16 protein-coding genes and 1 pseudogene are annotated in these 19,825 nt (G+C 42.5%); 3 read left to right on the forward strand and 14 right to left on the reverse strand.

The window, feature by feature from the left end; all coding sequences use genetic code 11:
• Positions 1 to 5: 5 nt before the first annotated feature.
• The 3 genes from CUU64_RS18030 to CUU64_RS18040 all read right to left on the reverse strand — a co-directional run bounded on the left by CUU64_RS18030 (position 6) and on the right by CUU64_RS18040 (position 4,334).
• The gene (locus CUU64_RS18030; RefSeq protein ID WP_101635050.1) at positions 6 to 506 is read right to left on the reverse strand and encodes a DUF1641 domain-containing protein; all 501 of its coding nucleotides are present in this window, start codon (positions 504 to 506) and stop codon (positions 6 to 8) included.
• On the reverse strand, positions 481 to 3,465 hold the full coding sequence (gene fdhF, locus CUU64_RS18035; RefSeq protein ID WP_101635051.1) for a formate dehydrogenase subunit alpha: 2,985 nt from the start codon (positions 3,463 to 3,465) through the stop codon (positions 481 to 483). Before fdhF ends, CUU64_RS18030 begins: the two co-directional genes overlap by 26 nt.
• Before the next feature lie 80 nt (positions 3,466 to 3,545).
• Positions 3,546 to 4,334 (reverse strand): formate/nitrite transporter family protein, encoded by a 789-nt coding sequence (locus CUU64_RS18040; protein ID WP_101635052.1) that lies wholly within the window; start codon positions 4,332 to 4,334, stop codon positions 3,546 to 3,548.
• Between the two features lie 193 nt (positions 4,335 to 4,527).
• On the opposite strand from CUU64_RS18040, the gene CUU64_RS18045 reads away from it, so the two are divergent.
• On the forward strand, positions 4,528 to 4,797 hold the full coding sequence (locus CUU64_RS18045) for a hypothetical protein (RefSeq protein ID WP_101635053.1): 270 nt from the start codon (positions 4,528 to 4,530) through the stop codon (positions 4,795 to 4,797).
• 179 nt (positions 4,798 to 4,976) lie between these two features.
• On the opposite strand, the gene CUU64_RS18050 is transcribed toward CUU64_RS18045, so the two are convergent.
• The 6 genes from CUU64_RS18050 to CUU64_RS18075 all read right to left on the reverse strand — a co-directional run bounded on the left by CUU64_RS18050 (position 4,977) and on the right by CUU64_RS18075 (position 10,477).
• A complete protein-coding gene (locus CUU64_RS18050) occupies positions 4,977 to 5,333 on the reverse strand; it encodes a response regulator (RefSeq protein ID WP_101635054.1) in 357 nt (118 codons plus the stop codon).
• 21 nt (positions 5,334 to 5,354) lie between these two features.
• Positions 5,355 to 5,816, reverse strand: coding sequence for a chemotaxis protein CheW (locus tag CUU64_RS18055; protein WP_101635055.1), 462 nt, complete (start codon positions 5,814 to 5,816; stop codon positions 5,355 to 5,357).
• An 11-nt stretch (positions 5,817 to 5,827) separates the two neighbouring features.
• Positions 5,828 to 7,816, reverse strand: coding sequence for a chemotaxis protein CheA (locus CUU64_RS18060; protein ID WP_101635056.1), 1,989 nt, complete (start codon positions 7,814 to 7,816; stop codon positions 5,828 to 5,830).
• 35 nt (positions 7,817 to 7,851) lie between these two features.
• On the reverse strand, positions 7,852 to 8,304 hold the full coding sequence (locus CUU64_RS18065) for a chemotaxis protein CheX (RefSeq protein WP_257985585.1): 453 nt from the start codon (positions 8,302 to 8,304) through the stop codon (positions 7,852 to 7,854).
• Between the two features lie 84 nt (positions 8,305 to 8,388).
• Entirely contained in the window at positions 8,389 to 9,978 is a 1,590-nt protein-coding gene (locus CUU64_RS18070; RefSeq protein WP_101635058.1) for a methyl-accepting chemotaxis protein, read from the reverse strand.
• A gap of 10 nt (positions 9,979 to 9,988) precedes the next feature.
• Complete coding sequence (locus tag CUU64_RS18075; protein WP_101635060.1) at positions 9,989 to 10,477, reverse strand: chemotaxis protein CheW; 489 nt, start codon at positions 10,475 to 10,477, stop codon at positions 9,989 to 9,991.
• 977 nt (positions 10,478 to 11,454) lie between these two features.
• On the opposite strand from CUU64_RS18075, the pseudogene CUU64_RS23370 reads away from it, so the two are divergent.
• Together CUU64_RS23370 and CUU64_RS23375 are read left to right on the forward strand one after the other, a co-directional pair.
• Positions 11,455 to 12,198, forward strand: a pseudogene (locus tag CUU64_RS23370) (HAMP domain-containing protein); the annotation flags it as partial.
• Between the two features lie 123 nt (positions 12,199 to 12,321).
• Entirely contained in the window at positions 12,322 to 13,140 is an 819-nt protein-coding gene (locus CUU64_RS23375; protein WP_483861841.1) for a methyl-accepting chemotaxis protein, read from the forward strand.
• Between the two features lie 172 nt (positions 13,141 to 13,312).
• Here CUU64_RS23375 and CUU64_RS18095 read toward each other — a convergent pair whose 3' ends face one another.
• The 5 genes from CUU64_RS18095 to ftsE all read right to left on the reverse strand — a co-directional run bounded on the left by CUU64_RS18095 (position 13,313) and on the right by ftsE (position 19,418).
• Positions 13,313 to 14,506, reverse strand: coding sequence for a PDZ domain-containing protein (locus CUU64_RS18095; protein ID WP_101635064.1), 1,194 nt, complete (start codon positions 14,504 to 14,506; stop codon positions 13,313 to 13,315).
• A gap of 229 nt (positions 14,507 to 14,735) precedes the next feature.
• Positions 14,736 to 16,196, reverse strand: coding sequence for a S41 family peptidase (locus CUU64_RS18100; protein ID WP_101635065.1), 1,461 nt, complete (start codon positions 16,194 to 16,196; stop codon positions 14,736 to 14,738).
• A 235-nt stretch (positions 16,197 to 16,431) separates the two neighbouring features.
• A complete protein-coding gene (locus CUU64_RS22975) occupies positions 16,432 to 17,772 on the reverse strand; it encodes a murein hydrolase activator EnvC family protein (protein WP_101635066.1) in 1,341 nt (446 codons plus the stop codon).
• Positions 17,773 to 17,848: 76 nt separating this feature from the next.
• Positions 17,849 to 18,742 (reverse strand): permease-like cell division protein FtsX, encoded by an 894-nt coding sequence (gene ftsX / locus CUU64_RS18110; RefSeq protein ID WP_101635067.1) that lies wholly within the window; start codon positions 18,740 to 18,742, stop codon positions 17,849 to 17,851.
• A complete protein-coding gene (ftsE, locus tag CUU64_RS18115; protein ID WP_101635068.1) occupies positions 18,732 to 19,418 on the reverse strand; it encodes a cell division ATP-binding protein FtsE in 687 nt (228 codons plus the stop codon). Before ftsE ends, ftsX begins: the two co-directional genes overlap by 11 nt.
• Positions 19,419 to 19,825: the final 407 nt, after the last annotated feature.

Below are 19,825 nucleotides of genomic sequence, written 5' to 3' on the forward strand. Positions count from 1 at the left end.
GCCGATCACCCTTTCTTTTGGTCCTTGTTCTGTAAAAACACCGCACCCATTCCTTCCAATAAACCAAGCATGGAAGTCATAGCTGCCCTGCTTTCCGGGCTTCGCAACCTTCTACTCATTGCCCAAATTGATTGCTTTTCGCCATCTTCGCCTGTATTTGAGAGCCGCTTCAGGCCGTTGCCAACAGCGTCGAGTAACGTATTTAACTGGCCAGGCTGGAGGGCTCCTAAGAACCCTACAGCACCCATTGCATTTTTAATTATATTGTGCACGCCCGGCTGGTTGATCTGCTGAATAGCGATAGCACCAACTTCGGTCCGTTGTTCAAGGAGAGCATGAACAGCTTCCAGGGCTTTCATATCATGAAGCCCCTTTATAATCCCAAGTGTTTTCATGATCGCTTCCTGGTTATCAGCAATCTCCTTCATTATCGCGGCAATTGCCTGATCCTGTTCTTCCTGTACATCTGGGACAGCTTTACTAATTTGCCTGATTGCTCTGGCCATATACATCCCTCCTTATCTCAAACAGCTCCTCGATTGGTGTGTAATCTTCGCGCTGCCATTTTTCTTCTACCCTGACACTGATTTGCGGCATCCGGTTGCCATAGCGGTGATTTTCTCTCGGAATTGGACGCTCGCCTTCTTGTTCGATTACTTCCAGTTTGACACCCATCTCCTTATATGCCGGCGTATGAGTGATTAAGTCATGGTAGCTGCTCGTTAATTTATTTACAGCTTCATTATCTTCTCTTGAGTGCATTGGCAAGTAAAGCTCATTTCCTTTAACCCGGTCAGTGACAATCGCACGTACCTCAACGTGTCCATAAGGTGACGTCAGACCAACCAACGTGCCGTCCTGAATGTTGCGCTCTTTCGCTAATTGAAGCGAAATCTCCACCCACAGATCCGGAACCTTATGGGTGATGCCTTCTGTACGATATGTCATATTGCCCTCATGGAAATGCTCCAGGATGCGCCCGTTATTCAAATGCAGATCAAACTCATCCCCTGCAATGACAGGAGGTGTCCAATCAACCGGAACCAACCTTGCTTTACCATCCGCGAAAGCGAACTTCTCGGTATATAGCAATGGTGTATCCGTTCCATCCGGTGCTACAGGCCAAACAAGGCTATTCCATCCCTCAAGGCGTTCATAGCTTACGCCAGCAAAGAGCGGAGCAAGGCTTGCCGCTTCATCCATTATTTCTGACGGGTGGCTGTAATTCCAATTAGCACCCATGCGATTGGCAAGCAGCTGGAAGATTTGCCAATCTGGCTTCGAATCACCCAGCGGCTCGAATACTTTATGGAACCGTTGAATCCTGCGTTCTGTATTAACAAACGTGCCATCTTTTTCAAGGCTCGGAGCGGCAGGTAAAATAACATCGGCAAATTGCGCTGTTTTGCTGAAGAAAATATCCTGGACAACGAAGAAGTCAAGTTTTTCAAAAGCGGCATGGACGTGATTAGCGTTTGAATCCACCAATGCCATTTCTTCTCCGAAAAGGTACATCGCTTTTATTGTGCCTTTATGGATTCCCTCAACCATTTGGTGGTTGTTATAACCAGGATCTTCAGGAAGGGAAACTCCCCATGCCTTTTCATAACGTTCACGGACTTTCGGGTCTTGGATCGCTTCATAACCCGGGAACCATGCTGGCATTGTCCCGAAATCACATGCCCCCTGAACATTATTGTGGCCTCTCAACGGATAGGCTCCTGTACCAGTACGCCCATAATTTCCAGTAACTAACAACAGATTTGAAATTGCTGTACTTGCATCCGTAGCACCGGAGTGTTGCGTGATTCCCATGGCCCATAAAATACATGTTCCTTTTGATTCATGAATCATGTTGGCAATAGTTAATAGCTCATCCATAGAAATCCCTGTTTTTTCAACGGCATATTCCATCGTATACTTATCAAGGCTCTTTTTGAATTCATCATAGCCGCTGACTCTGCTTTCAATAAATTCACGATCCTCCCAGCCTTGATCGATAATATACTTTGTAATAGCGTTTAACCAAATAAGATCGGTACTTGGTTTTGGATGGATAAATACATCCGCACGTTGCGCCAGCTCATTTTCCCGTAAGTCTACTACAATTAATTTCTGCCCATGAAGCTTGTGTGCTCTTTTTACACGTGTAGATAAAACTGGATGGGATTCTGCCGGGTTGGCACCAATGACAATGACAAGATCTGCTGCGATAATATCCTTCATTGTCCCTGAATCCCCACCATGGCCAACAGTTCTGAGAAGACCCGCTGTCGCAGGAGATTGGCAATAACGGGAGCAGTTATCCACATTGTTAGATTGCATAACGCTTCTGACAAACTTCTGGAACAAAAAGTTTTCTTCATTGGAGCATTTGGATGAAGCTATGTATCCGATTGACTGCGGACCGTGTTCCTCTTTAACCGCTCCAAGCTTTTCAGCCACTAAATCTAAAGCTTCTTCCCATGTTGCTTCAACAAATTCATCACCCTGGCGAATTAGCGGCGTTGTCAAGCGTTCTTCGCTGTTCACAAATCCCCAGCCGTATTTTCCTTTTATACATGTGGAAATGCCATTAACCGGTGCTTCCTCAGTTGGCTGTATCGTTAAGATTTCCCGATCCTGTGTCCAGACTTCAAAGCTGCAGCCGACACCGCAATACGTACATACCGTTTTTGTACGCTTAATTTTTGCCTTTCTCATGGATGCCTCTACTTCGGAAATTGCAAAGATTTCTCTATATCCTGGCTCCACTTCTTTGGTTAAATCGATCATAGGGCCAAGAATTTTCGGAGGAATGCCCGTTAAGAATCCTGCTTCACCAAGCATAGATTTATCCATTAACGCATTACATGGACATACATTTACACAGTGGCCGCAAGATACGCAGGAAGATTCGTCGATGGGTACGTCGTTATCCCAAATGACACGGGGTACTTCCCGGTTCCAATCAATGCTCAACGTTTCATTGACCTGTAAGTCCTGGCAAGCCTCTACACAGCGGCCGCATAGGATACATTGGTCAGGTTCATAGCGGTAAAAAGGATGGGACAGATCGGGAGGATAAGGTTTTGCCTCAAACGGGTAAGCCTGATGGGCAAGCTCCATCTTTTCCACAGTGTTATGAACGGTACAATTCCCATTGTTGTTATCGCAAACGGTACAGTATAATTCGTGGTTTTTGAGAATTCGGGACATCGCCTCGTACTGGGCACCCTTTACAAGCTCAGAATTGGTATCCACCTTCATCCCCGGCTCCACCTTCGTGGCACAGGCACGCACCATTTGCCCCCCTGCATTCACAAAACAAGTATCACAGCTTTGGATCGTTCCAAGATTCGGGTGATAACAAACACTTGGAATAAATAAATCTTCAGATTTAGCTACATCTAAAATGGTTTGGCCGGCCTCGGCGGTAAAATCTTTGCCATCAATCTCAACCGAAAACTTATTTTCATCGCTCATTAATCTTCATACCTCCTTACACGTGTGTGGGGTCTGTCCCCCGTTACTTTAACGTATTACCGCAGTGGGGGTCTGTCCCCCTATTTAGTTGAGGCGCGCGGTTCGTTCCTCAGATAGGCTAACCAATAAAACATGGAGACAAACATGCTTCCGCCGATAACGTTGCCAATAAATACTGGAATGAAATTTTGAAAATAGTCGCCCCATGTGAAATGGCCAGAGAAAATTGCTGCTGGAATGACAAACATATTTGCAACAACGTGCTGGAAGCCGACGGCAACAAAACCCATTATCGGAAACCAAATTGCCAGAATCTTGCCGCTCATTTCTTCTGATCCGTAAGAAAGCCAAATAGCTAGCCCCACTAACCAGTTACAACCAATCGCTGAGACAAGTGCCGCCAAAAACCCCTGATCCAGCTTAGATTGGGCAACAGAAACTGTTTTTGCCAAAAAAGGATCGATACTTGTTAGGCCGGCAATATGTCCAAAGAAGTATGCGACAAAGAGCGCGCCAATAAAGTTTGCGATCGTGATAAATACCCAATTACTTAATAAACTCCCAAACGACACCTTTCTGGCTAAAAAGGCCATACTGACCGCCATCATATTCCCAGTCACCAGCTCACCACCAGCTAGTATCGTTAAAATAAGACCTAAGGGAAAAACGGCCGCTCCTATAAAGGTCCCAAATGATCCCCATTCGTGAGGCAAATTGGCTATAACCCTTATGTCCAAAAGGTATCCCAAAGAAATAAATGCCCCACCAAGAAACCCAAGGACCAGCTTGCTAAGAAACGAAAGATTTGTCTTATGCGTTCCTGATTCTATTGCCGCTTCGGCAATTCTGTGCGGCGGACGATACGCCATAATTATTTCCCTCCTTATCGTTGGCTAAGACTTGCCAGATAGTTCAATTTTGAAGCTTCTTCGCCTTTAGCAGGGTTGCAAATAAGCGAGTTTTCTAATATGTATAATCTTTACTTCAACGGAGAAAATTATGATTAACTAACAATTAAAAAATTAGTTTTTCTTACAGACCATTTAGATTGGGGAGGTAAAAATGGATACGGAAAAATTGTATCAACGCGTACATAGCATGATTATGTCTTCTTCCAAGGCACCAAAGTATATGTCTATATCGCCTGTGAAGGTAGCTGATATATTCGGTGTTAAGCCAGGAGAAGTAGAAAAAGGGTTGCAGGAACTGGTGGATTCAGGGAGATTAACAAAATCGAAATTAGACTATCCGCCACATAATGTGATTTATCAGATTCCCGGCGTTACCACGAATCGAATCGGGGGACAGGATAACAGTATTAGACAAGCTTGAAACGACAATTTTTACTATGATATTTAAACCAGATGTATCAAGAAATTAGCTAGTTTTCTACAAAATGTATCTGGATCACGACTAGGTTTTCTTTCATTTCAATACAAAAAACCCGCTGGAGAAGGACTGTGCTATTCAGCCATTCCTTTTTCAGCGGGTTTTTCCAGAAATTTATATAATTATAAATGCTTCCTCAGGGCTTCTTCAATCCGGTCGGCAGAAAAAGGCTTCACTAAAAAATCCTTTGCTCCCGCTTGAATCGCTTCAATCACCATGTGCTGTTGGCCCATTGCAGAGCACATGAGGATTTTAGCGTTCGGATCATGTCTTTTGATTTCTCTTACCGCATTGACACCGTCCATCTCCGGCATGGTAATATCCATCGTGACCAGGTCTGGTTTAAGCTCCAGGTATTTTTCCACTGCTACCTTTCCGTTTTCCGCTTCACCGACGACCTCATGGCCAGCCTTTGTAATCATGTCCTTTAACTGCAGCCTCATGAAAGCCGCATCATCTGTAATCATTACTCTTGCCATTTAAAAATATCTCCCTCGCATCTAAACTAATAGTTGGCCTTGTCTATCCATATGCAAATCTTCTAAGCTGATCAACCGTTCTAAGTCTACCAGGATAAACAAGCGATCTTTCAGTTTTACGACACCTTGCAAGTAATCCTTTTCGACTACTGTATCTGTTTCTGGAGCCGGTTCAATCTGTTCTTGTTTTATATCAATGACATCATTCGCTGTATCAACGATCAACCCTATAATCACACCATTTATAGAAACGATTAGGAACCTTGTGTCCTTTTTGTATTCCGAGGCTCCCCTCCCAAAGCGTTCCTTTAAATCGATAATCGGCGTAACCTCGCCACGCATATTCATTACCCCTTTTATAAAAGGCGGCAATCCAGGAACCCGGGTGATTTTATGTACTCTCTCAATCGATTGAACTTGTCTGACATCTATCGCATATTCTTCATCATCTACTTGAAAAACGATGACTTTTAAGGGACCCATATAATTCCTCCCTACTTTATTAAATCATTCGTATCTAATATAAGGGCGATATTTCCGTCACCTAATATGGTTGCTCCTGAAATAGCAAACACATTTTTTATATAATCACCAAGAGACTTTAACACAATTTCTCTCTTCCCGATAAATGAATCGACAGCAAGGGCGGTCATTTGGCTGCCCTTTTTCACCACTAAAATAGAATAAATATCTTTTTTCGTTTTCTTTTCAATGGCCGGCGGCACATTTAACACTTTGCTCAGCATGACAAGCGGAATCACTTTATCTCTATAATCAATGACTTCCTGTCCATGTGCCTTCATGACCTGTGACTTATGGATCGTGACTGTTTCCAAAATTGACGATAGAGGCACCGCGTAGGTTTCATCCTCGACTTTTACCAGCATGGCCGACAGAATGGAAAGCGTGAGAGGCAATTTAATAGAGAATAGTGTTCCTTTTCCTGGTTTGGATTCGGTAGATATGGTACCGCCCAACAGCTCGATCTTATTTTTCACCACATCAAGCCCAACGCCCCGCCCAGAGATATCTGAAATATGTTCAGCCGTGCTGAAACCGGAAGAGAAGATGAGCTGATTGACCTGATTATCTGTAAGATTTTCAGCCTGCTCAGCCGCTATGATTCCTTTTTCCACTGCCTTTTTAATGATGGCTTCCCGATTTATCCCTGCTCCGTCATCTTCTATTTCTATGAATACGTGATTTCCGCTCTGATATGCTCTGAGCGTAACATTGCCCTCTGGTTTCTTCCCGTTCTGTTCTCGTACTTCAGGTGACTCAATGCCATGGTCGATGGAGTTGCGGATTAAATGGACTAAGGGGTCGCCAATTTCATCTATTACCGTTCGATCCAGTTCTGTTTCGGCTCCAATAATATCCAAGCGGATTTCTTTATTAAGGTCCTTTGCCAGCCCGCGAACCATCCGGGGGAACCGGTTAAAAACCTGTTCTACTGGAACCATTCGCATTTTTAATATCAAGTTTTGTAAATCGCTGGACACCCGAACCATTTTTTCTACGGTTTCATTTAGTTCAGTATCTTTCCTTCTAGCCGAAATATCTTCCAATCTGCCTCGGTCAATAATCAATTCCTCAAACAGATTCATAAGCTGGTCAATTCGTTCTATGTTGACCCTAATCGTTTTTGATGCTGCCTGATTGGCCGCTGGTGCTGGCTTTGTATCTGGTTCATTCTCGTATATATCAATTCCGCTGGCTTCCCTGGACTGATCTACATCCTCTTGGTTCGTTTCAAACGGAGCAATCTGTACGTCCTCGATCTCAGATATCTTTAACAGTTGCTGTTTTATTTCTTCTTCTTTTTCTTTTGAAATTAATAGCACATGGAAACCGGATTCAAACTGTTCATTTTCAATGGCTTCACCATCCGGCACAGTTTTAATGATATCCCCAAGGTTCTCCAATGCCTCAAAAACCATAAAAGCCCGTACCCCTCTAAGAACACAGCCTTTATCTATGGTCACACTTATTTGATAGGTTTCAAATCCTTGGCTTTTAGACTGGGATATCACCGTTTGTTCGTATTGGGAAACCTGCGCAAGCCCATCTATGGCTACCGGCTTTAAATGCTCTTCTCCAGCATTTCCTTTTTCAAGCCGGGTGAGCAAATCCACTAATGCACTGACATCCTTTTTCCCGTCTCCGCCTTCCCTGATGGAAGCTACCATTTCCTCAAGTGACTCTAATGATTGTAAAATCACATCGATAACATTAGTAGTGACAGCAATTTTTTCATTACGCAAAAGGTCGAGGACATTTTCCATTTCATGTGTGAGATCTGCAATATCTGTATAGCCCATGGTCGCTGCCATGCCTTTTAGGGTATGTGCGGAACGGAAGATTTCCACTATTAACGCGATATCTTCCGGGTGGTCTTCCAATTTCAACAATTGGTCATTGATCGCCTGCAAATGTTCCGTGCTTTCTTCCAAAAATATTTCGAGATATTGGTTCATTTCCACTTTATTTCAACTCCTGATCTATAACGGCCAAGGATTTAATCCAATAAAAAGTACATGAATAAATCCCCTTTTTCTTGAAAAGTAACGGATAGTTCCATTGCCTTTTTAAATCCGGAGATTTTCGACTCCCCTTCCATAATCGTCGGAGAAGTAATATCAATTGTCAGGCCCTGCCCAAAGACATTTGTGCAAAGTCCGCCGGCGATCATATTGCCAAGCTCCCCTGCAAAAGAAACCAGCATATCCCCCTCAAGCGGCATTCCAAACATCGCCTCGCCCAACCTACTAAACACGTCCTTATCCGCTTTAAATAAAATTTTCCCTTTCAGGCCGCCTGTAAATCCAATCAGCACACCAAACTGCAGCTTCAATTGATCTTCGTGGAGCCGGGGATCTTGGCTTACATATGGTAAAGGAACGACGTTATTTATAGAAGCAAGTACACCATCAAAAAGCGTAGTAAACGGTACAGATTCAGTTGCAATCATCATCTTTCCTCCTTATATTTCCGGGGTCTGTCCCCCAGCACTTTAACGTAGCACCGCGACGGGGGTCTGACCCCGGGTTCTTGCTTATTTAACTCTGAAAATAGCTACCGATTCGTTGAGCTCTTCTGCAAGATTGGCCAGAGATTGAGCTGTCGACGCGGTTTGTTCGCTGCTTGCCGCTGCTTCTTCAGTCGCAGCGGAAATGCTTTCGATTGAATTCATGACCTCAGTTGTTTGGGCTGCCTGTTCTTCACTTGCTGCCGCAATTTCAGTCACTTTATTAGCAGATTGGTTGACCATTTCAATGATGCTTTCAAAGGCCTCACCAGTTTTCTGTGAAGAAACAACGCCTTCACCTACTGCCTTTACGCTTTCCTTTGTATTCTCCTGCATGCCTTTGATAATGGCTGTGATTTCCTTTGTCGCTTCGCTGCTTCGTTCCGCGAGTTTCCTAACTTCATCAGCCACAACCGCGAACCCGCGCCCCTGGTCTCCAGCACGTGCTGCTTCAATGGCCGCATTTAGCGCAAGCAGGTTAGTCTGGCTGGCTATGTCGTCAATCACTTCAATGATTTCCCCGATCTGGTTTGAATCCTCTTCAAGACGGGACATCTGCTGATTTACCTGGATCATGCCGTCGATGGAAGTACGGATGACGGTTCCGCCTTCTTTAGCAATATCGGCAGTATTGTTCGATAATTCAGACGCCTGTTCAGCACTTCTTGCTACAGAATTAATCGCAACCGATAATTCCTTAAATAATTCATTCATCGTTTGGGCTTCCTGTGCCTGGTTTGTACTGCCGCTTGCTATTTCCTCAGTTGTTGCAGAAATTTGTTGGGCCGCTGCTGAAACACTTTCCGCTGAAGACAAGATCCCGCCAACGGTCTGCCTTAAACTAATGACCATTTCATCAATCGATTTTGCCAGCTGTCCAATTTCGTCTTTCGTATCCATTTCCATGGTTTTTGTTAGATCACCCTTGGCTACATTCCCCACTACATCCACCACACGATTCAATGGACGAGAAATGATTTGGGAAATGAAGTAACCGAAACCGATACTGATTACCACTGCTACAAAGATAATCACAATGGTAACTGTGCGCGAACTATTATATAAGTCATTTCCTTCATCGCTCGATTTTTGAGCCAATTCATCATTATAGTCAATTAGCTCTTGCAAGATGCCCTCTGCCTTGTCACCTGCTGCTTTAAACTCCGGAGCAATTCGTTTATATTCTGCAACATCACCCTTATTTGCAGAATCTATGGCATGGTCCATAATCCGATTGTATTCCTGCCATGCCGGTTCAAATTGATCAAGCAGCTCCTGTTCTTCTTGTATGATCAGTGTACTTTTATATTTATCGATATTGGCTTCAATTTGTTTTCTGAAGTCATTGATCATTTGTTCTCTTTCATTTTTTTCCTGCTTCGTAACTGCAATAAAGTTCATATCCCGGATTTGGACCCTCATCCGTTGATATAAAACCTGTGAACTGGAGATATAATTGACAGGCACTAACCTTTCCTTATACATAAACTCCAGCTCGGTATTGATTTTCTTCAAATTGTTTAACCCATAAAACCCGACAACACCCAATATGATTGCCATAAAAACAAATGCCGAAATTAATTTTGCGGATGTTTTTAAATTATAAAACCATTTCACAGATGTACACCTATCCTTTTTCTATATATGTTTCTTCAATAATCACTTCATTGCTTTCTTCTAATAACAGGCCAGTTCGTTGTAGAGTTGTGAATAATTTTTCTGTATCAAGCAAGGTAATGATGCGGTTTTCTAGCATTGTGACACCCTTAATAAAAGCCGTTGTTCCAGTAGAGAGAGCATCCATTGGTTTTACCTGATCCATGGATATATCAAGAATTTCATTTGTTTTCTCCACCATAAAAGCTACAATGGTACCACTGTTTTCTACCAGGATGTACCGGGCATGCTCGTCAATCGAGCTGGACCGCTTAAAGAGGAGCTTTGTCATATCCACTACAGGAATAATCTGCCCTCTGATCGTTACCATTCCAATGATAAAGTCTGCCGTTTCAGGCACATCAGATATTTCAGCTAATTTATCAATAGACACAACATTCTGGATATTCATAGCGAAATTACCGTTGCCAACACTAAACAATACAAATGTTTCTTTCATTTCTTCTCCCTTCTTGCCTGAGATAGCCGGTCTTCAAGCATTAATAAAATAAGAAAAGCTACCAATCAGGAAAATAAGACTATATAATCTCAGTGAAGATTAGGAACTTGTTCCTATTTTCTAACTTTTCCTAATAAAACCATATAGGTAAATATATGTCCAACTTGTTTTAAACACTATTTGACACCATTCGACACAAAATTCTCCCCTATCAGACTTCTAATCCATCCATTCAGTCAAAACAACCACAAATTATGTAAAAAAATAAAAAACTTTCCATTACATAATTTACATTTTCTTCACAAAGAAGGCTTACTGTTTAAGTTTCTGTGTGTTATATTCTTAAAGTTATCTTTTTTCCGAAATTGAATTGGGCAAGCCGGGCGTTGCTGCACGGTATATACTCACTCATTCATATTAAAATTACAAAAAGGAAGGCGACAACATGTACCCGACGATCCAAAGCCGTTCGACAAATGAAATCCACATTGTCAAGGACAAATTTTATAGTGAATGCGGAGAGAGGTATAACTATTTTTACAATCAGACGAGGAGAGATTTAAGGGGCATAAAGTTCAGGGAGCTGAACGAAATTACTTGTGAAGCATGTAAATCTTTCTTTAGTTCTCATAATGATGTTTCCGTAAATCCCCGAGTCCTTACAAGTACCGACCTATTACTGCAGCAAAAACAGCCCTTATAATATGACATAAGGGTTCATTCTTTGTTCAAAAGGGAATTTTTTACTTTTTACTCATTTTAGTTTTTTTGTCCGAATGGAAAGATTACTTATCCCGCAGCATAATAAACAGGCTTGAGTGGATAAAAACTCTACATAAGATGGATTGGACACAATGTCTTCCTTATGATTTCATATATAAATAACCTAGGTATTTTTACTCAATAATTTTCAGTGTGAATATATATCAGTAAAAAATGAAAGTTTGCTAATGAATCAATAAGAGGAGAAGGATGGAATGAAAATCCGTAATAAGCTTTTTATACTTGCAGCCAGTTTGATTTTTTCTTTAATTTTTATCGGCACCTACTCCATATACCAACTCAATTCAACTCAAGATCATAACGCAGAAATGGCTGAAGACATGGATATGGAAACTGGATTAAAGCACATTGAATATCGGTTAGCCGGTCTATCAAATGATGAACGCGCGTTTTTAATCAATGGGGATCCCCAATTTTTTGATGGTATGAAAGAAAAGACAGATGAAATTACGGCAACGTTCCAATCCTTAAAGGAATTAACCCGAAGCGAGGAAGAAAGAAACAGGATAGAAGAAATCGAAAAAGGGTTCAGCCAATACTGGGAAACAAGCCAGCATGTAGTCTCATTGTACGAAAGCAATAAGAGTGAGGCGATCTCGCTTCATTTCGGCGAAGAACGGGATATTCGAAAAAAAGTTCTCGACCCGGCAATCGATGCATACATAGACAGCCTTAAAAAGGAGATAGCAACGGATTCAAGCAGTATTAAAGATACACACGCGCAATTTAAATCCATATTAATCATCTTTACAGCTTTTGTTTCAGTTTTCGGTTCGATTTTTGCAATCCTAACGATTCTTAGTATTATAAAACCTTTAAAGCAACTGAATGCCCAAATGAACAACATTGCCGAAGGAGAAGCAGATCTCACACAAACCATTAACGTGAAAAACAAAGACGAACTAGGACAACTTGCTGCTTCCTTTAACACATTTACCGGCCGATTGCGTTCCATTATTAAAACCATGAGTGAAACTGCTGAACAAGTAGCAGCTTCATCGGAGGAGCTGACTGCAAGTTCAGAGCAGACTATGATCACAACGGAACAAGTGGCAAGCTCCATGCAAGAGGTATCGGCCAGCTCGATCAGAAATTATGAAAGCACCGAGGAATGCTCCTCATTTGCCAATCAAGCAAGCGACAATATGAAGATGATTTCCGAAAGCACAAAAAGGGTAACGGATATTTCCCAAAAAGCATTGGAACAATCGGATGCCGGATCAAAATCAGTACAGGAAATTGTAGAGAATATGGAAACAATTGATGCCTCGGTAGAGCAGGCAATTACGAGTATACATTCTCTTGAAAGCCGATCAAATCAAATCAGCAATATTTCCATCATGATTACAGATATTGCTGCACAAACCAACCTCTTGGCCCTCAATGCGGCGATTGAAGCAGCCAGGGCGGGCGAACATGGAAAAGGGTTTTCCGTGGTAGCGGAGGAAGTACGCAAGCTGGCAGAACAATCCCACCAGTCTGCAAATGAAATCAAGGAATTAATTTCCCAAGTCCAGGAAGATATGCAAGAGACCGTACAAATTATCAAACTGGTAAAGGGAAATGTTAGTAAAGGAACACAATTGACTGATGATACATCTGTACAATTCCAAGGCATTCTCGATAACATCGAAAGCATCAATGGCCAATTCAGGGAGGTCACTGAGACTGCCCAACAAGTATCTATCGGTTTCTCTTCCTTGCAGGAATCCATTGAACAAATCAATGTTGCTTCTAAAACCACAACAGACCACACTTCCCAAATTGCCGCATCAACCGAAGAACAGCTCGCTTCTATGCAGGAAATCAACGCTTCCGCAGCGGGCCTATCCCGAATGGCGGAAGACCTGATGGCAATTGTGGCAAAATTTAAGTACTAAATGTGTCATGGGGGGTCTGACCCCCTTTGACAAGATTATAAATGGTGGCATGCATGCATTGCTTCTGGTTTTGATCTTTAAAATGTTTCAAAACAAAAACAGCACCCCAATTGTATCTAACAATTGGGGTGCTGTTCATTTCTAAGTGGTTTTTAGTTGTGGATAATTCCAATTAACCCACTTGGCCTCTGTCCTGCTTCATACCCTCCACAAAAAGGATGCCAAGCTCGTGATGCTCACCTTCAAACAGGGCTCGCTGGACAAATCGGATTTGGCCGTTGTTGCCAACGACTTCCAGTTTGCAATGGGCACGGTTTTTCAGAAGCGCTTCATAGAATTCCCTCTCATCCCGTACATTCACACCGTTGACTTTCGAAACGACCTCACCCATTTCAAGTCCCATTTTATCCGCTGGGGAACGCGGAATAATGCCTAATATGCGGACACCCAGCTTGCTTCTTGAAAAATAGAAAGGCCTTTTCTCATCAGCAGCATTTGTAAAATAGGTAATCAGTTCCCTGCCTAGCATTGCCAGGACAACTGCGACGATCGACAAAACAGGATACCAGTGCCCTGCTGCGGATATAGCTGTAATCACTACACCAAGTGTGAGTACCTTGTTTCCATAGTACATAATTGCCTGCCCAGGGAGCATTCCCTTAATTTGATGGGAAAGTCCGAGTAAAAATGGGACAAATATTGGTGAAACATTCACATTCCCGGCTGAAAATACCGGCCACCATTCAAAGGGTGCGGGCAAGCTCCCACCTGGAACGAGTACAAACATCGGGATCAGCCATAGTCTTTTGGAAACAAAGGAACCTACAGTTAAGCCTCGTTTTGATGTGATCAGCTTCGGTGAAAGCTTTTTGTGTGCACTTCTACGGATTAATGCCCCTTCTCCAATTAACAGCAAGCCAAGTAAAACCGGAAGGGCGGAGTAAATAGGCCTGTCCAAATGATCAAATGTTTCTTGAAACACTGGTAGTTTCACATCTCTTCCGTACATGAAGAAAATGATGAGAAAGGTAAACCCGATGCTGTATGCAGGTGAAAGGAACCTAAATCGCAACGTTACCGCCAGCACTAGCGACAAAATACCGATCAGCAGCAGGGAAGCAAATGGAATGACAAGCCCCGCACCGAGTGAAATAAGAGACAGAATAAGCCCGTATGTAATTCCCCTCGGAAGCAAAAAACGCAGCTCCTGGAACATATCATGAACGCGAATATGAAAATCGCTTCTTTCCCGTTTTACACGAAGATATCCGATTAAGATGGAAAGGATAACAGAAACATAGAAAACTGGATGAAGAAAAAAAGTTCCCAATCCTTTTAAACACGCAAACAGCCATTCTTCAATCAAGCTATGTTCAGCCCCCTCAAAAAGCGTAGATGTTATAAAAGCTATCTTCTATTTTAACAAAATCAAAGTCTTATGTATCTAACAAATGAAAGAAAAAAGGCCTGGCACCGGTTTAAGTGTCAGACCTTTTCTATGTGATCACTGATATTGATTGTTTCTTCTATAAGAATATGTGTGTGATTTTAGTATTTATCCTCGAATCCATAATATACGAACGATTGTAAGCAGTCTATTTCGCGACATAAAGCAGGGCTGTTTTTAATTGAATATCATTGGCTTCATCCTGCACTTTTTCAATAATGGTTTTTTCCAGTTGTTCAGCGGTTTCTTTATCCAGTTCCCCGGTTACCTTTAGCTTTTGCTGCTGTTGGAAAGCTTTGATGGCAATTTCGGTTTTTTCATCAAAATAACCGTCCTCGCGTCCTGGCTCAAAACCGATTCCTTTCAGCATTCCTTGCGCGAATTTTATTTGCGGGTTGTTCATATCTCGTTTGAAGGTCTTTTCCACCTGAAGCGGATGAGAGTTAAAGTAATCCGGTTGAGATACTTCAATCGTCGGCTGGATTCCTTTTTTATGAATCCAGTTGCCATCTGGTGTCAACCATTTAAATACCGTCAGTTTAATATTGCTGCCATCCTCCATAGGTACAGCATGCTGCACAGTTCCCTTGCCAAATGTTTTCTCTCCGACAATAGGATAATCTGCTGCCTCATTCAGCGCGCCGGCAAGAATTTCGGATGCTGAGGCGCTTCCTTTATCGGTCAATACTACCACCGGATATTTTTTTCCTTCTTTCAGCTTTGTAAAAAATGTCTGTGTGTCTCCATTCCGTTGGGCGATTTGAAGGTACGGTTTATCTTTCGTAATGAATTCACCGAGGATCTCTTCAACACTTGATAACAGGCCGCCTGGGTTGCCGCGGACATCGATAACAAGCCCATCGATCCCTTTATTTTCTAAGCGCTGTAATTGCTGCTTGAAATCGGCCGCCGTTTCTTTGGCAAATGTGGTCAGTTCCATATAGCCAATATCTTTGCCATCTTTTTGTTTGATAGAGGAAAAGACCGTTTCAAGAGGAATTTCCTCTCGTGGAATTTTAAAGGTGATCGGCTCAGACACACCGCTACGTTTGATTTCAAGCGTTACTTTCGTTCCCTTTTTACCGCGGATTTTTAGCCCTACTTGATTCAGGTCTAGTCCTTCAACGCTTTCCCCGTTCACTTTAATCAATTCATCCTTTGGCTTTAAACCCGCCCTTTCTGCAGGCGAATCCTTATATGGGGAAACGATGATAATCTTCCCATCTTCCATACCAATTTCCGTTCCGATCCCTTCAAACGCGGAATCAAGAGTTTCGTTGAATTGTTTGGTCGTTTCTTTATCCATATAAACCGAATAAGGATCTTTTAACGTTAAAAGCATGCCCTTAATGGCGCCTTCCACGAGCTGCTCGTCCTCCACGTCTTCCACATACTGTTCGCGTATCAATTCGTAGGCCTGTCCTACTTTTTCAAGCTCCTTCTCTGTTGCTTCCCTACCTTCCTGGTCATTATTCCCTCCTCTTTCAGCCTTGTCTAAAATAGGAGTCATATCCTCTCTCGCCGAATGGGAATTTATGTAGAACCCACCTGCCGCCCCGGTTGATAACGAAAGAATTACAGCCAAAGGGAGTACCCATTTTTTGCCCATAGTCAATTCTCCTCTTCCCTAAGGAATTGCCAACAATCAGCATAACAATGCTAAGGCCTCGTTTAGACCATCATATGAACAGCTTGTACGAAATATGCCCTGCATTATCTTTTGCCCTTACTGGAATCAGGAAAGACAATAAAAAAAATAGCCAGCAAAATTGCTGGCTACTTGTGTAATCTTTCAATCTATTTGTTTTCATGCTTACTACTCTATAAATCGTGGTATATATTCATTACATCGGGATATAATCTAATGGATTCACAGCATTCGTTTTAGATACAGTCCAAGGTCCTTTGTGAAGCTCGAAATGCAAGTGCTGTCCGAATGAACGGCCTGTGTTCCCCATATAACCGATTTGCTGTCCTTTTGAAACAGTCTGGCCCTGGCTCACATTCTTGGAACGTAGATGAGCATATACCGTAGTATACAACTGGCCATTAATGGAGTGGCTTATCATTACGCAATTCCCGTACGTACTTGATGTATATGAACGCATTACCACACCACTAGCCGCGGCAACTACAGGCACTGTACCGCCCTGCGCTATATCGATGCCGGCATGGAACTTATTCCAGCGGGAACCCATCTGGGATGTTACCCTTCCTGCTGAAGGCCTTGTAAAGCTGCCTGATGAAACAGCCGGAGCATTACTCACCTCGCTGGAACCCTGGCTAGAAGCGGTTCTGCTGGAATCGGACTTGTTGTTGCTCGTAGTAGATTTGTTGGCGCTCGCCTTCGCTTCTGCAGCAGCACGTTGTCTGGCTGCTTGGTCAGCGGCACGTTTCCTAGCTGCTTCTTCCGCTAATTGCTTTTGTTCAAGTGCAATTGCTTTCTGAACAGCTAGTTCCTGTGCAGCAAGGTTTTCTTCTTCTTCCTGAAGAGACATTTTCCGATTATGCGTATGTTCTTCTTTAGCTTCAAGCTTATGCAGGAAAGCGTCCTGCTGCTTTTTTTGCGCGGTAAGCTTGGCTCTCATGGCTTCAAGCTCGGACAGCATGTTTTGTAGATCGGACAGCTTCTTCTCAACGGCTGCCTGCTTTGCCTCGAGTTCTTTTTTGTCTTGTTCATGCTGCTTCAACAATTCCTGGTCTGCTTCCACAATAGCCGAAACCGCACCCATGCGTCCAACAAAATCACTAAAGCTGCTTGAACCTAGCAAAACTTCCAAATAACTAACATCGCCGCCGCTTTCCTGAAAGGATACGGCACGTTCTTTAAGAAGCTCATTTCTCTTTTGAATTCTTTCTTTCAAAATAGCAATCTCTTCTTCTAATTTTTTAATCTGTTCTTGTGTTTCTTTAATTTGATTTTTCTTTTCAAGAATTTTTTCCGCTGAATCGTTAATCGCATTTGCAATACGGGTAATTTGAGCTTCAAGGGTTTCCTGTTTGGTCTGTAGGCTCTTTAATTCCTGTTCAGCGTTATGTATGCCAGCTTTTACATCTGCTTGCTTGTTCTCGATGGCCTGCTTTTTTTCTTGAAGGGTTTCAGCACTAGCACCCGTCGTAGCAAAAACACTGCTGAGCCCGAGGGCAATTGTCGTATTAAGGACTAATAGCTTTTTCTTTAACATTCTTTTTCCCCTTTCTTTCTCTCCCCGAACATTGGTATTAAAAAAGAAGGTGCAAAGCCGGTTTCCCGGCCCTGCCTTATATTTTCAAAAACTTCCGGACTGACATCATGCTGCCCCAAATGCCGATTAAAGCGCCAAGCAGTACTAGGATAGCAGAGACTTGAATGATAAACGGATTTACCAGCAATAATTCTACAAACTTTATATTAATCTTTGGACTGATCGTTTCATATAAATAGTAATAACCGGTAGCGATCAAAATGATTGGAACGATAGACCCAAGCACGCCAAGCCATAAGCCTTCTAGGAAGAACGGCCAGCGGATAAAGCTGTTGGTCGCTCCTACCAGTCTCATAATCTCAATTTCATTCCTTCGAGCAAAGATCGTAATCTTGATGGTATTTGAAATGAGGAACATCGCAGTGAACAAGAGTCCCAGAATTAATACGATTCCTATATTTCTTGCTACATTTACAACATCAAATAATTTTTCAACATAGCCTTGGCCATATCTGACTCGTTGTACGTAATTAATGCCTTCAATTTTCTTGGCAACCTTCACGACATCCTGCGGTGACTTAGTTTTGACAACATATACATCGCGCAGCGGGTTATCCTGTTCGAACAGCTTGAAAGCATGCCCGTCTTCCCCTAAGTCGTCAATAAGATTGTCTAATTCTTTTTCTTTCGGAGAAAAGGTAACGGTATCCACTTCAGGCATTTGTTCCAATTTCTTGCCGATTAAATCCTTATCCTGCTCATTTGCCGCAGAATCGAGATGGATGCGGATTTCCACGTCTTTTTCAACATTGCCTGCAATATGGTTCAAGTTCATCATGATCACAAAGAACACGCCTACCAAAAGCAATGTCACAGTTACAGCACTAACGGATGCGAAAGTCATCCAGCCATTCCGGCTTAGATTCTTAAAGCTCTCACGGAAATGGCGGCGCAGCGTATTAATATTCATATCCGTAGTCACCTCGCTGCTCATCCCGGACAATCTTTCCATTCTCAATGGCAATAACCCGGTGCTTCATGTTGTTAACAATATCCTTGTTATGTGTTGCCATAATTACAGTAGTGCCGCGCTTATTAATTTCCTCTAACGTGTTCATGATTTCCCACGAGGTTTCCGGATCAAGGTTACCGGTAGGCTCATCGGCAATCACCACTTTAGGTGAGTTCACGATTGAACGGGCAATCGATACCCGCTGCTGTTCCCCGCCTGACAGCTCAGCCGGCAGCATACGGATCTTATGCTTAAGTCCCACTAAATCAAGAACCTCCATAACACGGCGCTTAATCTCAGCCGGATGCTTTTCAATAACCTCCATCGCAAACGCGACATTTTCAAAAACAGTCAGCGTCGGTAGCAATTTAAAATCTTGGAACACGACGCCGAGATTTCTACGGAACAAAGGCACCCTTGAATTCCGCAGCTTCGAAAGGTTTATACCATTTACGGTAATGTTGCCTTTCGTCGGCTTTTCTTCACGATACATCATTTTAATAAAAGTAGATTTCCCCGCACCGCTGGGACCGACCACATAAACAAATTCCCCTTGCTTGATCTTGGTCGTAATGCCGTTAACAGCAACTACCCCATTCGGGTACGTCTTATAAACGTCCGCCATTTCTATCATTAAAAAACCACCTAATTAACGTATTAATATATACATAGAACGAAGCTGAATCTTGGAAGCTCTAAATGTTTAGGACAAGATATGTTAGCTTTCTCTTTCACCCAACCATTCAGGTCCCTTTTTAAAAGGTTTGTGAAACCGTAGCTTCTTATAACCACATTAAACTATTTTTCTAACAGTACGAAATTTCGACTTTCAAACCCAAAAATACAGAAAAAATAACAGGTTTCTACCCTGTTTGTCAGTACAGAACCAATTATAACATCTATATTTTTCAAAAAAAGGCGAATAATATTACATTTAGGTTTCAATTTGATAGAAGAGGTTTAATTTTTCATGAGGAAAAAGTCGTGTTTTTTGGAGAGTAATTGAAGAAAGTTGGGTATGCGGAGATGACGCAAAACAGT

Source organism: Bacillus sp. V5-8f (assembly GCF_002863565.1).
Taxonomy (GTDB): Bacteria; Bacillota; Bacilli; order Bacillales; family DSM-1321; genus Peribacillus.

Coding starts and splice junctions, on each gene's coding strand:
- CUU64_RS18030 (WP_101635050.1), bottom strand. CDS start 506: ATGGCCAGAGCAATCAGGCAAATTAGTAAAGCTGTCCCAGATGTACAG.
- ftsX (WP_101635067.1), bottom strand. CDS start 18,742: ATGAATATTAATACGCTGCGCCGCCATTTCCGTGAGAGCTTTAAGAAT.
- CUU64_RS22975 (WP_101635066.1), bottom strand. CDS start 17,772: ATGTTAAAGAAAAAGCTATTAGTCCTTAATACGACAATTGCCCTCGGG.
- CUU64_RS18050 (WP_101635054.1), bottom strand. CDS start 5,333: ATGGCAAGAGTAATGATTACAGATGATGCGGCTTTCATGAGGCTGCAG.
- CUU64_RS18055 (WP_101635055.1), bottom strand. CDS start 5,816: ATGGGTCCCTTAAAAGTCATCGTTTTTCAAGTAGATGATGAAGAATAT.
- CUU64_RS23375 (WP_483861841.1), top strand. CDS start 12,322: ATGCAAGAGGTATCGGCCAGCTCGATCAGAAATTATGAAAGCACCGAG.
- CUU64_RS18040 (WP_101635052.1), bottom strand. CDS start 4,334: ATGGCGTATCGTCCGCCGCACAGAATTGCCGAAGCGGCAATAGAATCA.
- fdhF (WP_101635051.1), bottom strand. CDS start 3,465: ATGAGCGATGAAAATAAGTTTTCGGTTGAGATTGATGGCAAAGATTTT.
- CUU64_RS18100 (WP_101635065.1), bottom strand. CDS start 16,196: ATGGGCAAAAAATGGGTACTCCCTTTGGCTGTAATTCTTTCGTTATCA.
- ftsE (WP_101635068.1), bottom strand. CDS start 19,418: ATGATAGAAATGGCGGACGTTTATAAGACGTACCCGAATGGGGTAGTT.
- CUU64_RS18075 (WP_101635060.1), bottom strand. CDS start 10,477: ATGAAAGAAACATTTGTATTGTTTAGTGTTGGCAACGGTAATTTCGCT.
- CUU64_RS18065 (WP_257985585.1), bottom strand. CDS start 8,304: ATGATTGCAACTGAATCTGTACCGTTTACTACGCTTTTTGATGGTGTA.
- CUU64_RS18045 (WP_101635053.1), top strand. CDS start 4,528: ATGGATACGGAAAAATTGTATCAACGCGTACATAGCATGATTATGTCT.